The organism is Epilithonimonas hungarica, assembly GCF_900102265.1.
In the GTDB taxonomy this organism is placed as follows: Bacteria; Bacteroidota; Bacteroidia; order Flavobacteriales; family Weeksellaceae; genus Epilithonimonas; species Epilithonimonas hungarica.
In genome coordinates, this window is record NZ_FNBH01000004.1 from 362,186 (window position 1) to 376,440 (window position 14,255).

Below are 14,255 nucleotides of genomic sequence, written 5' to 3' on the forward strand. Positions count from 1 at the left end.
GGTGTGATTTTATGCAAAGATATATTTATTTATTAATACTATGCAATACAAAGTAGTAATAAATGATGAAATTATATAGAAAAATGGTTTTGACAAAAGTATTCTTTGTAAAGTTCTTAGAATTCTCTTATAGCTTTGGTTTAGAGGAATCGATATTCTCCCCTCAAAATTTACTGATTGCTTATTGCCTTAACTTGTACGGTATTCTTTTGTGATTGTTCTTAATATCTACCCATTATAGAGTCTAAAAAAATAAAGCTTTTATATATAACTCAGTATATTCTAGAATTTAAATAAGAAAGGCTAATAAAAAAGTACAGTTTTTGTATTGTTAAAAAATGGCAAAATTGTATCTCTTCATTTCTACTATTATTTGTGGCTGGGCTTTCTCTCAACAAAAAGACTCCACCAACCTAATTTCCGAAGTCCATATTGATGCATATAAAAAACCAAGTGATTTTATTTCTTCTACGAAATCAGTGGGCATTGTTTCAAAAGATTTGCTTTTGCAAAATTTACCAGAAAGATTATTGGAATCTGTAAATCAAATAGCAGGAGTAAGAATGGAAGAGCGTTCACCGGGAAGTTACAGGCTATCACTCAGGGGAAGCACATTACGCTCGCCATTTGGGGTCAGGAATGTCAAAGTTTATTTAGACGATTTTATACTATCAGATGCTTCGGGTAATACTTATTTTAATGTGATTTCACCGCTGTTAATCGACAGGATAGAATTATTCAAAGGTCCGGAAAGTGGTGATTACGGATCAGTTACTGGAGGCACGGTTATTTTAAAAACGAGAGAACAGGATGAGCTAAAAGCTGGTCTTTCGATAGGAAGTTATGGAACATTCAGCGAGAGTCTCAATTTTTCAAAAACTTTTGGGAAACATTTTTTTGAAGTATTTCAAAACTATTACCAGACAGATTCGTACCGTGAGCAGTCTCGGATGAAAAGAAAACAGTTTTTTGTCAAAGATGACTTCCAGTATTCTGATCAAGGTATTGTAAAAGCAATGCTGATGTATTCCGATTTGGATTATCAAACGCCAGGCGGATTGACATTGGGACAGATGGAACAAGATCCTAAGCAGGCAAGACCACCTACTGCAACGGCACCTGGAGCTAAAGAGCAGGATGCTGGTATTCGTAATAAAATGGTATTGGCTGGACTATCCAATGATTTTGACTTCACTCCAGATTTTTCACATTTCATAATGGTTCAGGGGTCTTATGTCGACTTTAAGAATCCATTCATTACCAACTATGAAAATCGCTATGAGAGCAACTTCGCTCTGAGAACTCATTTTAACTATAAAAAAATATGGGATAAAGTATCATTATCCTATCGCTTGGGTTTTGAAGGAGGTGTTAATGATATTGATGTCAGAAATTATGATAACAACAGCGGAATCAAAGGTGATTCTCAAAACTTTGATCAGATTAAAAATACGTCAGGATTCTATTTTTTATCGCAAAGTTTAAATATTGCAGAACAACTGTTTACGGATATTTCTGTCAGTCTTAACTCAAATTCGTTTGATTATTCGAGATATTATCCAACACATGAAAAAGGGTCAGTAAGCTTTAAAAACCAGTGGCTTCCTAATTTTGGTGTAAATTATTTATTTGGAGATGGATTTTCTGTTCTTGCCAAATTGGGTAAAGGAAATTCGGCACCCACTAACGAAGAGATCCGTGCTTCTGATCAAGAATTTAATAATGCATTGAGTCCGGAACACGGTTGGAATAAAGAAGTAGGTATTAGAAAACAATGGCGTAATATCTTTTTTATTGAAGCATCTTATTTTGATTTTCGTATGAAAGACGCGATAGTCAGACGTCAAAACGATGCAGGGCAGGAGTACTTTGTCAATGCTGGAGAAACGGTACAGAAAGGCTTTGAGATTTTGTTGGAATCTAAAAATTTTAATCTCAAAAATGATTTTTTCAGCAGTTTCAAATTCAGATTTTCCGGAAGTTTCTATGATTTTAAGTTTAAAAATTATCAGCAAAATGAAAATAATTTTTCAGGAAACGACCTAACCGGAGTTCCAAGAACCACAATAAACAGTTTGTTGGATTTTACTTTTTTCAAAAAACTTTCGGTAGATTATTCTCATTTTTATACTTCAGGAATGCCTTTAGATGATGCGAATTCTGTTTATTCGGAATCAAATTTAATTGGGAATATCCAATTCCGATTTCCTTTGGCAATGGATAAAACAAAACTGGATCTATTCTTACAAATCCAAAATATTTATAATACAGACTATGTTTTAGGATTTGATATCAATGCATTTGGACAACGTTATTATAATCCTTCGGCCAAAAGGAATTTTATACTGGGTGTACAGATGGATTTTTAAATTAAAAGACAAGGTTATTAAGGATTCGTAATATAGATTTATTTCTAAGGAATAGTGTTTGTAAATTCTAAGTTTACATCAAATCCTTTATAAATATAAACTTATGAAAAATTATCTCTTACCAATTACGGCGCTGTTATTTTTCAGCTGCAAGCAGAATGACAATAAAACGAATCGGCAGGAAAATGTAGAAGCAATCACCCAGACCGATACATTGAAATTGCCGGCACCAGATGAGAAGGGTGCTAAAAATAAGTTCAGCAATGTCATTGGATGGCCAAAAGACAAAACTCCAATTGCACCGGAAGGTTTTACTGTCACTCGATTTGCCGATGGAATTAAGAGTCCTCGGAATATGATCCAGGCAGAGAATGGAGATATATTTGTAGTTCTTTCCAATTCTGAGCGTTCTGCCAAAGATAAGATCATAAATGATATAAGTGGAAAAAGTGATGCTGAGGTTGGAGGTAGGTCCGCCAACAGGATTATCCTTTATCGTGATGCAAACAAAGACGGCATTCCGGAATCTTCATCCGTATTTTTATCTAACCTGAACCAGCCTTATGGAATGCTTATCATAAAAGATAAGTTTTATGTTGCCAATACCGATGGATTATATGTTTACCCTTACAAGGTCGGAGAAACAAAAATAACAGAACCAGGAAAAAAGATCGTCAGTCTCCCGGCTGGAGGTTACAATAACCACTGGACAAGGAATTTAATTACCAATAAAGACCAGTCAAAAATTTATATCTCTGTAGGGTCAGGGAGCAACGTTGGAGAAAATGGAATGGAAAATGAAGTTCGACGAGCCAATATCCTGGAGATAAATCTGGACGGAAGCGGGGAAAAGATTTTTGCAGCAGGTTTGAGAAATCCTGTGGGTATGAGCTGGAATCCTGTTACAGGTCAATTGTGGACTGTTGTAAACGAACGGGATGAACTTGGGGATGAACTGGTTCCGGATTATCTGACCAGCGTAAAACAAGATGCATTCTATGGCTGGCCTTATGCTTATTTCGGTAAAAATGAGGATCCCAGAAGAAAAGGGGAGAAGCCTGATCTGGTAGCAAAGACAATCGTTCCCGATGTTCCGCTTGGAAGTCATACAGCATCGTTGGGATTGACTTTTTATACGGGAAATCAATTTCCGGAGTCATATAAAAACGGAGCATTCATTGGCCAGCATGGTTCTTGGAATCGTTCTTCGCTAGTGGGTTATCAGGTTGCTTATGTACCTTTCAAAAATGGTAAAGCGACTGGACCCTACCAGCCATTTTTAACAGGATTTATAGCAGATGAAGCTAAGGGAGATGTTTATGGGCGACCAGTTGGAGTGCTTCAGATTGCTGATGGTTCTTTGCTGGTGGCCGATGATGTAAGTGGCATTGTCTGGCGTGTAGCTTACAATAAGAAATAAACAGAAAGCAGCTCTTAGAGTTGCTTTTTTTCATGTTTAGATCTTCTTCAAAGCAGAAGCTTTATGGGCTGCTGTCTTACCTGTCTTTTCACTCATTACTTCATATTGAGGTTCTGTTTCCGAGGCTCGTCTCTGGCGGTTCATGAAGGTGAAATCTGAGGTGTGTATTTTTATAATGATGCCATGAGTTTCTCCGTTTTGAAACCTCCATTTGACATGGTCTCCTATTTTTAACATACGATAAGCTTTGTAAAATTGCTATGGCGAATTATAGAATAATATTCAAAATAGCTGTTTTATTTTCTCAATTAGACTTGTAATTATCCAAAACACCCTGGAAATAGTGAGCTGAGTCTTTAATTTTCTTTAGCTGCTCAGAGACTATGCTTCGGCTGCCTTGATCTAGTGTTCCACTATCTAAGGCTTCCTGATAAATTTGGATGGCTGCTTTCTCTCCAAATAGAACATCGTTCAGTGTCAATCTTTGTAAGCTATCTACGGTAAAACCATTTTTAATATCGATCCATGTACGATGAAGTGTTCCGGAAAGACTCGGATTATCTTGCGCCTTACCACCTTTTTCAGAAATTAAATCGATCAGTTCATTCTTCATTATCTTACTTTGTGATGTAATATCCTCATATGACCTTTTTAAATCGGCGTCTACTTCCCATACCTTCCCTTCAACTTGTTCAAATCCCTTTAATCTGTCGTAAACAACATGAAGAAGATCATTGAGGGTATTTATATTTTCCTGAGTTTCCATTTTTTATAAATTAAGATTAGTGAAAGTATTCTTTTCATAAAGAGTGTAGTTCCTAAATGCTTCTCTTTCGTCAGAATTATGAATGTATTTTGTTAGTTTTCAAAATTTATACCATTTAATAAGGATAAATAAGATGAATTTATGGCTTGATTGTGGTTATGCTTTTTATGGGTAATTAAAATATAACTTATGAAAAATCAGAATATTATAATTGTTGGCGGCGGTTTTGCCGGCGTAGAGCTTGCAGAACGATTACTGAACGCAGATCTTGAATCTCATATCATTCTGGTAGATAAAAATAATTACAATTTTTTTCCCCCTTTGTTATATCAGGTTGCAACAGGTTATCTGGATGTTTCCAATATCACTTATCCTTTCCGAAAACATTTTCGTGGCTATGCCAATTTTTCATTTATCATGGGTGAACTTATTGAGATTGATACAGAGAATAATACTGCGATATTAAGTACAGGAAATATCAGTTATGATAAAATAGTCATTGCAACCGGAACAGTAACTAATTACTTTGGCATTGATAGTATACGTCGACATGCGCTTCCTATGAAAACCATTACGGATGCTATATATTTGAAGAATACATGGCTTAAAAGGATAGAAGAGGCTTCCAGAACCACTGACAAAGATCTGAGAGATCAGTTGACGACTTTTGTCGTTGCAGGTGGAGGGCCTACCGGTGTTGAGATAGCAGGTATGCTCACCGAACTAAAGAAAGATATTCTTTTTAAGGATTATCCAGAACTTAAAGGACTTGCTTTTGAGATCTACCTTGTTGACGGTCTTCCGAAGCTTCTGGCTCCCATGAGTAAGAATTCGCAAGCCTACGCTTTGAAGTCATTACAGAATAACGGGGTGATCATCAGATTGGGACATAATGTGCAAGACTTTAAAGACAATACGGTCTATCTTGCGGATGGCTCAAAGATATCCAGTTCTAATCTGCTTTGGACTGCAGGGGTCACAGCACAGAGATTTAATGGTCTTAAACCGGAATCTTATGGAAAAGGGAATCGACTATTGGTCGATGCTTACAATGAGGTATTAGGAACAAAAAATGTTTATGCGATAGGTGATACTGCATTGATGACAAGCGATCCCAAATTTCCTGAGGGACATCCCCAGTTGGCACAAGTGGCCATACAGCAGGCAAAACTCCTTGCAAAAAATATGATCGCTAAAATGAAAGGTAAAGCTCCCATACAATTCGAATATAATGATAAAGGCTCTATGGCAATTATCAGAAGAAATAAAGCTGTGGCTGATCTGAATGGCCCTCTCAAACATCTCAACGGTTTTCCTGCCTGGGTAATCTGGGTGCTGGTGCATTTGATGTCATTAATTAATTTTAGAAATAAACTGACAACCTTTTTCAATTGGATGAATGCTTACATCACAAAAGATCAGCCTCTGCGAATGATAATCGATTCTCATACAGATTCAAAAAAATAAAATTTCATATGTTCATCAAAGTATATACTTCTAAACAAAATTTTTTAATGGTCAATATTGATCATATTGTCTATATCAGTCCTGGTTCTTCAAATAGAGGATGTACGGTACATCTGGATACAGGAGTCAGATTAGAATCCATTGACGATTATGATGTTCTATTAAATCAACTAATTTAATTATGATAAGTCGAGTTTTTTTGATTCTTTATTAAGTTTCATATTGTGATTGTAATCATAAAATACTAAGTTAATATTTGATTATGTGGTTTGAAGACAAATTGATTTTGGCAAAAGAATTGTTTGATAAGACTCATATAAATAATTCTTTTTCAGCTACTTCAAATTACAATATTATGGAATCTTCTAACTTGACATTGAATAAGATCGGTCAGCATCTTCTCAGAAGAGGAGAAACTGTCTCTATTGCCGAAAGTGTGACATCAGGGTCGCTGCAGATGGCTTTTTCTCAAATTCCCCAAGCGGAAAAATTTTTCAAAGGTGGTTTAACAGCATATACCTTAGAGGAAAAAGTAAATCTATTGAATATCGACCACTCTGAGGCCAAGTCTACCAACTGCGTATCAAGAAATATCAGTGAGCAGATGGCTGTAAATGTCGCACAACTTTTTAATACAGAATGGGGAATTGCCACAACGGGATATGCAACTCCTGTAGAAGAGTCCAATGGGGAGATCTATGCTTACTACTGTATTTCTTATAAAGGAACGATCGTAAGAAGTGATAAAATAGAATTGCATCCGATGACAAAAGCAATAGATGCCCAAAACTATTTTGTGGAATATGTTGTTGGCTGTCTTAGATGTGAAGTGAAAAGAGATCATTTACAAATGACGGTTTAGAGTATGGCATATACAAATTTACAATTACAAGATAGATCAGTTTTGATTTCTGGGGCTGATAGTGGTATTGGAAGGGCTGTCGCGATCTTACTTGCCAGGTACGGTGCAGATGTTGCGATTATTTACCACAGTAATGATAAGGATGCCCAAGACACCAAAGGTGAAATTGAGAAGCTAGGTAGAAAAGCTATTATATTTTCTGGAGATGTCAACAATTTTCAATTCTGTAAGGCTACGGTAAATCAAGTTGTATCAGAATTTGGGAAATTGGATATTTTGATCAACAATGCGGGAGTTCAATTTCCTTGTGATAACATTGCAGATCTACAGGAGGAGCAGATCCGGGAAACGTTTAATGCCAATATCATTGGAATGATCTTACTTACCAAGGCTGCATTTCCTTATCTCAAAATGGGGGATTGTATCATCAATACGACTTCTGCAACTGCTTATCAGGGGCATGATCAACTTTTGGATTACAGTGCAACCAAGGGGGCAATTGTTTCATTCACAAGATCGCTCGCATTACAGGCAAAGCCCAAAGGTATTCGTGTGAATGCTGTTGCACCTGGTCCTGTTGCAACACCGTTGACTAAAGAAACTTTCAACGAAAAAGAAGAAGACCCTAACAAACCTCCTTTAGAAAGAAATGCGACCGAAGAAGAAATTGCTGGCAGTTTTTTATTTCTCGCAACAGAGGCCGCTGCACAAATAACCGGACAAGTCATCCATCCTAATGGCGGATTAATTATAAATGGCTAAAAATCAAATTCAAAATATTAATATTTAAAAAGTAAAATTATGGCAACTACAACACAAACCACAGCAAAAAAGAGTGCAGTTAGAAAAACTCCGGCAAAAAAAGATGCTGCGAAGGATTTGAAAGATCTTTTTGAGGACGGTCTTAAAGATATCTACTGGGCTGAAAAAGCACTTGTAAAAGCCTTACCAAAGATGCAGAAAAATGCAACAGATGAGAAATTAAAAAATGCCATCGCTCAGCATTTGATAGAAACTGAAGAACATGTAAGCCGATTGGAAGAGTGTTTTGAATCTATTGGTAAAAAAGCGCAAGCTAAAAAATGCGATGCAATGCAGGGATTATTAGATGAAGCTAATAGTATAATACAAGAAACAGAACCGGGAACTGTAAGAGATGCTGGGATCATTGCAGCAGCTCAAAAGGTTGAACATTATGAAATAGCAACATATGGAACGTTGGCAGCTTTCGCAAAGGTGCTAAATGAAAAAGCGTCTCTAAAAAATCTCCTGGCAACACTGGAAGAAGAAAAACAATGTGATGGGTCTTTGACTAAACTTGCTGATACTAATTTGAATTCTAAAGCAAAATAATATTAAACCTTCCAAAACTCAGATTGAAAATTATAGTCAGTGTCAATATCTTCATTTTTATGCTGACAGGAAGAGAACTTCAAACAGAGAGCAATTAATTGCTCTCTTATTTTTTTTATAATGAAATCATAGCAGTATTTTGTAGGAGAATTGAAATAAGAATGAAAGATAATCGAAATTTCAATTTCCAAAAAATACAAGTGGTATATTTGTTGAAAAGGCTAATATCAAAAAATGTTTAATGGTTTATCAACTTTTGAGGGAACAGTTTTTAGAATGCAGTTTGGATGAAGCGTGGCAATTTTTCTCATCACCTTATAATCTTCCTCGCATTTCACCTCCTGAGATGGATTTTCGAATCGTTTCAAACCTTCAAAATGACAAGATCTATGAAGGTTTGAAAATAGATTACACGGTGCGGCCATTATTTCATATAAAACTCAAATGGAAAAGCGAGATCAGAGGATATAGGTCCCATCAAAGCTTCATAGATTATCAATTAAGGGGACCCTATAAGTTTTGGAGCCACTACCATGAGTTTATACCTTCTAATGATGGCGTATTGATGCGGGATATTCTTCGGTATGAAGTGCCATTTGGGATCTTTGGTGATTTTATTAATTTCATTCTTATCAGACGGACCCTTGATTATATATTTGATTATAGGAGAGATGTTATCAATGAATTATTTAATAAAAAGTGAGTACTTATTATGCTGAAGATGTTCTATCTATTTTTGAATATCAATTATATGGAAAAAAATTCAGTATAGAGGGATGGTCATTTTATTGATTCAGGCAAAAACTATAAGATTCTTAGATCAAGTAATGTTTTTTTTACTACTATCATTCAAGTCATCTTACTTTTAAAATATAAACCAGAAAGAGATTCGTAAGAATCTCTTTCTGGTTTATATTTAATTGAATTATAATTGTTTTCATGTTAAATTTTGTTTTGATAATAATTTGGTGCGATAGTGGTTTGCTGTTACCTGATTTCTAATTATAAAATACCACAATATGAAACAAATATTACAAGACAAAAGTCTCAAGGGAAAAACAGTAGTCATCACAGGAGCAAGCAGTGGAATAGGACGAGCTATCACAGAAGCTTTTGCATTAGAAGGATGCCAGTTAGTATTAGCGGCGCGTGGTAAAGAAGCTCTTGATGAAACACTTCGCTTGTGTGGAGATCTTGAAGCTAAAGCCATAGCAGTTCCTACAGATGTTTCCAAATATGGAGATGTTCAACATCTGACGCGAGAAGCTTTAGATGCCTTTGGAAGAATTGACTTTTGGGTCAATAATGCAGGCGTTATGGCAAGTGGCCGATTTGAAGAAATACCGATGGATGTTCATGAGCAGGTTATAAAGACCAACCTCTTTGGCTATATGCATGGTGCTTATAGTGTATTACCGATATTTAAAAAGCAGGAAGAAGGTATATTGATCAACAATGTATCCATAGGTGGATTTATGCCTGCTCCTTATAGTGCGATTTATTCTTCGACAAAATTTGGCATCCGTGGTATGATGGAATGTCTTCATGGTGAAATTTCGGATTTCCCTAATATACATATTGCCAATCTATACCCCCAGATACAACGATCGACCGGTAATATGCATTCAGCAAAATACTCTGGTCTGGATTTCAAGATTCCACCATTTGCTTCAGATCCACGAGATACTGCTGCTAAGATATTACAACTTGCAAAATATCCTCAGAAAGACCTATTTCCAGATTTGAGATCCAAAGCTTTGGTAACACTTTATAAGACCTTCCCTAAGCTAATTATCAACACGGCTTCAGCAGGAATGCGGCTGATGATGAAATCAAACGATACTTCCGGAGATGAAGGAAATGTTTTAAAACCTTCTGGTTATCCTCATCGTATTTATGGCGATACTATCTTGCCTGTACCATCCAAAAAAACAAAGACGGCCTTCTTAGCAGGCTTGGGGATTTCCCTTCTGTTCTTTGTTGTGAAGACAAATATGAGAAATCAAAAGAACAGTTAGATCAAACACTTAAAACGAATTACAGCAATGAGTCACAATATTTTACAAGAGCAACACCAATTAGGAATAGGAGGTGTGGCTATAGGAACAGCATTTAATGATATATCCGATGAACGATCTTATGAAATTCTGAAAACAGCATGGGACGCTGGGATCAGGTATTTTGACACTTCTCCTTGGTATGGATTGACGAAAAGTGAACGAAGATTTGGAGATTTCCTTGCCGATAAGAAAAGGTCTGAATTTGTTTTTTCAACCAAAGTTGGGCGTTTATTCAAAGAAGTGTCGACAGCGGAAGTGCCACCAACGATGTGGAAAAATCCATTGAATTTTGATTTTAAGCATGACTATACTGGAGATGGTGTGAAAAGATCCATCGAAGACAGTTTGCGAAGAACAGGACTTGAATCCATTGATATCATTTATGTCCATGATCTGTCGGAAGATCAGGTAGGAGATCGTTATCCATATTTTCTCAAACAAGCCAGACAAGGTGCTTTTAAGGTGCTTTCCGAATTAAGGGATCAAGGCGTTATCAAAGCTTGGGGGATGGGTGTCAATAAAATTGAGCCTATTTTAGATTGTCTCGATTCTGCCGATCCTGATATATGTCTTTCGGCAACACAGTATTCGATTCTTGAGCATGAAGATGCTGTGGACAGATTGCTCCCTGCTGTTAGCAAAGCAGGAGTGAAACTGGTATCTGGAGCTGGTTATAATTCAGGGTTTATAGCAGGGCGGGACCGTTATAATTATAAAGATGTTATCCCAAAGGGGATGACACAAAAAAGAGACAGGATCACGGAGATTGCTCGAGATCATGGAATCTCTATAATAGATGCAGCAATCCATTTTGTACTCTCTGCAAAAGAATTTGTATCTATTATCCCAGGGGCAAGCCATTCCGAGCAAGTTATTAAAAATATGGAATCCTTAAATACTAATATACCTAAAGATTTTTGGTACGAGCTTAAAAGTGAAGGTTTAATTTATAATAAAGCTGAAACGCCATATTAAAAGAGAAGAATAATCGCAGATCTATATTAATAAAAATCAATAAATGGCGCCAACTAAAGACAGTTGGCGCCATTTGAATTTTATACCCAATACAGGAATCTAACCAACAAATCTTTTGAGATACGAATTTGCCAGATTAAAAAGAATTACAAATTTCTTCTTTGTCAGTTCATTTTCTTACGGACTAACCTTCTTGTACTATTATATTTATTTTTTGACAACCTTCTTGGTCACAGATGTTTCGTCACTAAATATCATTTTTAAAAGGTAACTTCCGGTAGGCACTTTTGATAGGTCCATTTCATTAATTGATGATACTTTGATTTTTTTTCCTGTAAAATCGAACAGTTCCATTGATTTAATAGCTTTATCCGTATTAACGGCAATTTTATCAGTAGTAGGATTAGGATAAATATTCAATTTATAACCTTTTGATTCGTCAACAGACATAACAGTCTTAGATTGAACTTTAAAATTGTCTACAAAAATACAGTAGCTGGCCAATGCATTGAAAACTGTTCCATCAGAGGCATAAAAAGCAAACTTGACATTATTTCCTTTATAAGCTGAGACATCGATTGTAAAGGTATTCCTTGAATTAGAAATTGTAATGTTCGGATTATCCCAGTTTCTAAGTTCTTGCCAGGTGCTTCCGTTATCAGACGTTACCAGTACTTTGAATTTGTCGCCAGCTTCGATCTGAGGTGCCGGACCGGAAGGATTGGTTGTGAAAGGCCCATCGGTTGTACCACAGTCAAATGTGATCTGGTAATCATCACCAGAAAGATCAAAAGCGTTGGTGACCGCCCAATAAGAGATGTTAGCGGTATACATATTAACTCGTAATGATTGGTCGTTTACAGAAGTATTATTCAAAAAGGCTTTCTGCTGCCAATAGCTAGAAGAGGTATTGGTTGGTCCATTCCCAACATTGGCGTTAAAGGCATAGCCAATATACCAATTAGTTAAAGGAAAAGTAGTGAAGTCCTGTGAATAAGGTGGTGTTGTAGCTTGGGAGAATAATGATGAAGCGTACATCATTAGTGATAGAAAGTAAAGTTTTTTCATTGTAGTAGTTATTTAAATCGATGCCCTGACTTTTCAGTCAGGACACCAATTAATAAAAAATAATTTATGAAGTTTATTGTTTGATCAATTTCTGTGTCTCAGTATTTCCATTCTGATAGGTCATCTTAATAAAATAAACACCTGATACAAGTTCTGACACATCAATTTGAGTAGCTGCTGATTCTAATAGCAAGCGACCATTTGCATCAAAGATCTCTGCTTTGGTCATCACTGATGAATTTTTAAGTGTTATCGAGTGTCTGGTCGGATTAGGATAAATAACAGTTGTTTTACTTTCTTTGTTGACATCAGAGACTGCAAGATTTTCTTTTAGAACATTTAATGTGTAATCTTCGGCCTGACCCTGATAAAATACGTTGCAGGCATTCGTTGCGTAATCTGTAACTTCAGAAATTATTCTAATTCTTGTGTTTCCAAGATCAGCGGTCAAAGGTATTGGAAGCTGATATGTAATAGTGTTGCCATTAGACTCTCTGATTTTTCCGATATTATATATTTCCCCAGCATCACCTAAATAGCCATTTTGGTTCCAGTCAACAAATACTGTAATAGCTTGTATTGATGTACTGTCATAAGTCTGCCCGTCAATCTGCAAAGGATAGCTTTTGCCTCTCTCAACATCAGATTTGATACTGGAAAAATTTTCATAGGCAACTTCACTATCGGATGTATTATCAATTGTGCCCAACCTTACTCTGTCAATAGGCATTGAAAAATTAAATTTTGGTGTACAGTAGTTATCTACCGGATTGGTTTCCGTACAGGTTCCTATTAATGTAAATACGCCATCCAGACCGCCATTGGTTTGTCTCCAAATGGTCCCGTCATTACTGTAATATGCTTCTTTTCCACTGTTTCTAATTGAAGTTGCCTCGATAAAGGAAGCGTTTGCCTCATCCTTATTGACTGCTTTTACAACCAGCCAGTATCTCGCGCCTACGGCACCACCTTCAATGACTACTGGTTCCGGTAGGTCAAATGTATTTTTTCTGAATGTAAATCCTTCTCTCTCGTTCAGATCTGTTACTGTATTAGGCGTTACCGTCTGATAGCCGGCTACGATATCCAAAGGCAATCCATCCGGACCACTTTTCATCAGAAACAGATCAAAAGATTCAATGCCGCCTTTGTCAATGGTATTTAGGATAATGTTTGTCAATGTGAGATTTGTGTGTGCAGCAACATTAAAGTCATTGGCGATATACAGAAGTTTCAGATCCCCTGTGCCTGTTTCAAAATTGTTGCTGGGTGTGGATGGTGCACAGGCTGACGGATAATTTTCTACACTATCACTATTGCCTATAACAACATCATCCAAAACATTGGATCGTCCAAATTTAATGATCCCTTCAAAACATACCTGTAGTTCTGCAGATTTTTCAGGTAGATTCAAAACTTGCTGTTTCCAATCTGGAACGTTAGAAAAATAATTTTTGAGCAATTTCCATTCGGCAGTCGGTGAAACACGGTAATAAACATTCAGCATGTTCTGATAGATTCCCCAAGCTTCCTGTCCCATGAAAAAAGATAGGGTAGGTGTCTGCAGTGCAGTGATATCCATCGTTGGACTGATCAGTCTTATTTTAGCATCGCCAGAGTTAAAGGCAGCCTGCGTACAAGCATTTAACTGTCCTGAGTGTGCATTGACGATATTGTAATCCACGCCACCAGCAGAACCTTTCTTGTAGATCCAGCCGTCATAGGATGCATTGCCCCCGCCAATCACTTGCTTGGTCCAGCAATTTCGGCTTGAGCTGTCGGCCTCAAAAGTCTCTTTGAAGGGAAAACTGCTGAAAGTGCCACAACTTTGAGCACTAATACCGGCATTTATAAAGGAGAAAAATGCTGCAGTCAAAAGGTAAAATTTCTTCATTTCAGTTCAAATTTAATGTGT

At 36.6% G+C, this 14,255-nt stretch carries 13 protein-coding genes; 9 read left to right on the forward strand and 4 right to left on the reverse strand.

The window, feature by feature from the left end:
• The first annotated feature begins 338 nt into the window (after positions 1-338).
• Both BLT30_RS16425 and BLT30_RS16430 read left to right on the forward strand, forming a co-directional pair.
• Positions 339-2,369, forward strand: a complete 2,031-nt coding sequence (locus BLT30_RS16425) for a TonB-dependent receptor (protein WP_089874648.1) — start codon at positions 339-341, stop codon at positions 2,367-2,369.
• A 103-nt stretch (positions 2,370-2,472) separates the two neighbouring features.
• Positions 2,473-3,789 carry a PQQ-dependent sugar dehydrogenase gene (locus BLT30_RS16430; RefSeq protein ID WP_089874649.1) on the forward strand — a complete coding sequence of 439 codons (1,317 nt, stop codon included), beginning with the start codon at positions 2,473-2,475 and terminating at the stop codon, positions 3,787-3,789.
• 36 nt (positions 3,790-3,825) lie between these two features.
• On the opposite strand, the gene BLT30_RS16435 is transcribed toward BLT30_RS16430, so the two are convergent.
• Together BLT30_RS16435 and BLT30_RS16440 are read right to left on the reverse strand one after the other, a co-directional pair.
• Positions 3,826-4,026, reverse strand: a complete 201-nt coding sequence (locus BLT30_RS16435) for a hypervirulence associated TUDOR domain-containing protein (protein ID WP_089874650.1) — start codon at positions 4,024-4,026, stop codon at positions 3,826-3,828.
• Positions 4,027-4,093: 67 nt separating this feature from the next.
• Complete coding sequence (locus BLT30_RS16440; protein WP_089874651.1) at positions 4,094-4,555, reverse strand: PA2169 family four-helix-bundle protein; 462 nt, start codon at positions 4,553-4,555, stop codon at positions 4,094-4,096.
• Between the two features lie 189 nt (positions 4,556-4,744).
• On the opposite strand from BLT30_RS16440, the gene BLT30_RS16445 reads away from it, so the two are divergent.
• The 7 genes from BLT30_RS16445 (at position 4,745) to BLT30_RS16480 (ending at position 11,272) form a co-directional block, all read left to right on the forward strand.
• Complete coding sequence (locus BLT30_RS16445; protein WP_089874652.1) at positions 4,745-6,022, forward strand: NAD(P)/FAD-dependent oxidoreductase; 1,278 nt, start codon at positions 4,745-4,747, stop codon at positions 6,020-6,022.
• A gap of 355 nt (positions 6,023-6,377) precedes the next feature.
• Positions 6,378-6,884, forward strand: a complete 507-nt coding sequence (locus tag BLT30_RS16450) for a CinA family protein (protein ID WP_089874721.1) — start codon at positions 6,378-6,380, stop codon at positions 6,882-6,884.
• 3 nt (positions 6,885-6,887) lie between these two features.
• A complete protein-coding gene (locus BLT30_RS16455; protein ID WP_089874653.1) occupies positions 6,888-7,646 on the forward strand; it encodes an SDR family oxidoreductase in 759 nt (252 codons plus the stop codon).
• A 39-nt stretch (positions 7,647-7,685) separates the two neighbouring features.
• Positions 7,686-8,237 (forward strand): YciE/YciF ferroxidase family protein, encoded by a 552-nt coding sequence (locus BLT30_RS16460; RefSeq protein WP_089874654.1) that lies wholly within the window; start codon positions 7,686-7,688, stop codon positions 8,235-8,237.
• Between the two features lie 241 nt (positions 8,238-8,478).
• The gene (locus BLT30_RS16470) at positions 8,479-8,940 is read left to right on the forward strand and encodes an SRPBCC family protein (protein ID WP_089874656.1); all 462 of its coding nucleotides are present in this window, start codon (positions 8,479-8,481) and stop codon (positions 8,938-8,940) included.
• Positions 8,941-9,256: 316 nt separating this feature from the next.
• Positions 9,257-10,255: an SDR family NAD(P)-dependent oxidoreductase gene (locus BLT30_RS16475; protein ID WP_089874657.1), complete on the forward strand. Its 999-nt coding sequence runs from the start codon at positions 9,257-9,259 to the stop codon at positions 10,253-10,255.
• A gap of 27 nt (positions 10,256-10,282) precedes the next feature.
• Positions 10,283-11,272, forward strand: a complete 990-nt coding sequence (locus tag BLT30_RS16480; protein ID WP_089874658.1) for an aldo/keto reductase — start codon at positions 10,283-10,285, stop codon at positions 11,270-11,272.
• Between the two features lie 207 nt (positions 11,273-11,479).
• On the opposite strand, the gene BLT30_RS16485 is transcribed toward BLT30_RS16480, so the two are convergent.
• Together BLT30_RS16485 and BLT30_RS16490 are read right to left on the reverse strand one after the other, a co-directional pair.
• On the reverse strand, positions 11,480-12,340 hold the full coding sequence (locus BLT30_RS16485; RefSeq protein ID WP_089874659.1) for a T9SS type A sorting domain-containing protein: 861 nt from the start codon (positions 12,338-12,340) through the stop codon (positions 11,480-11,482).
• A 73-nt stretch (positions 12,341-12,413) separates the two neighbouring features.
• Positions 12,414-14,234: a T9SS type A sorting domain-containing protein gene (locus BLT30_RS16490; RefSeq protein WP_089874660.1), complete on the reverse strand. Its 1,821-nt coding sequence runs from the start codon at positions 14,232-14,234 to the stop codon at positions 12,414-12,416.
• Between the last annotated feature and the right edge of the window lie 21 nt (positions 14,235-14,255).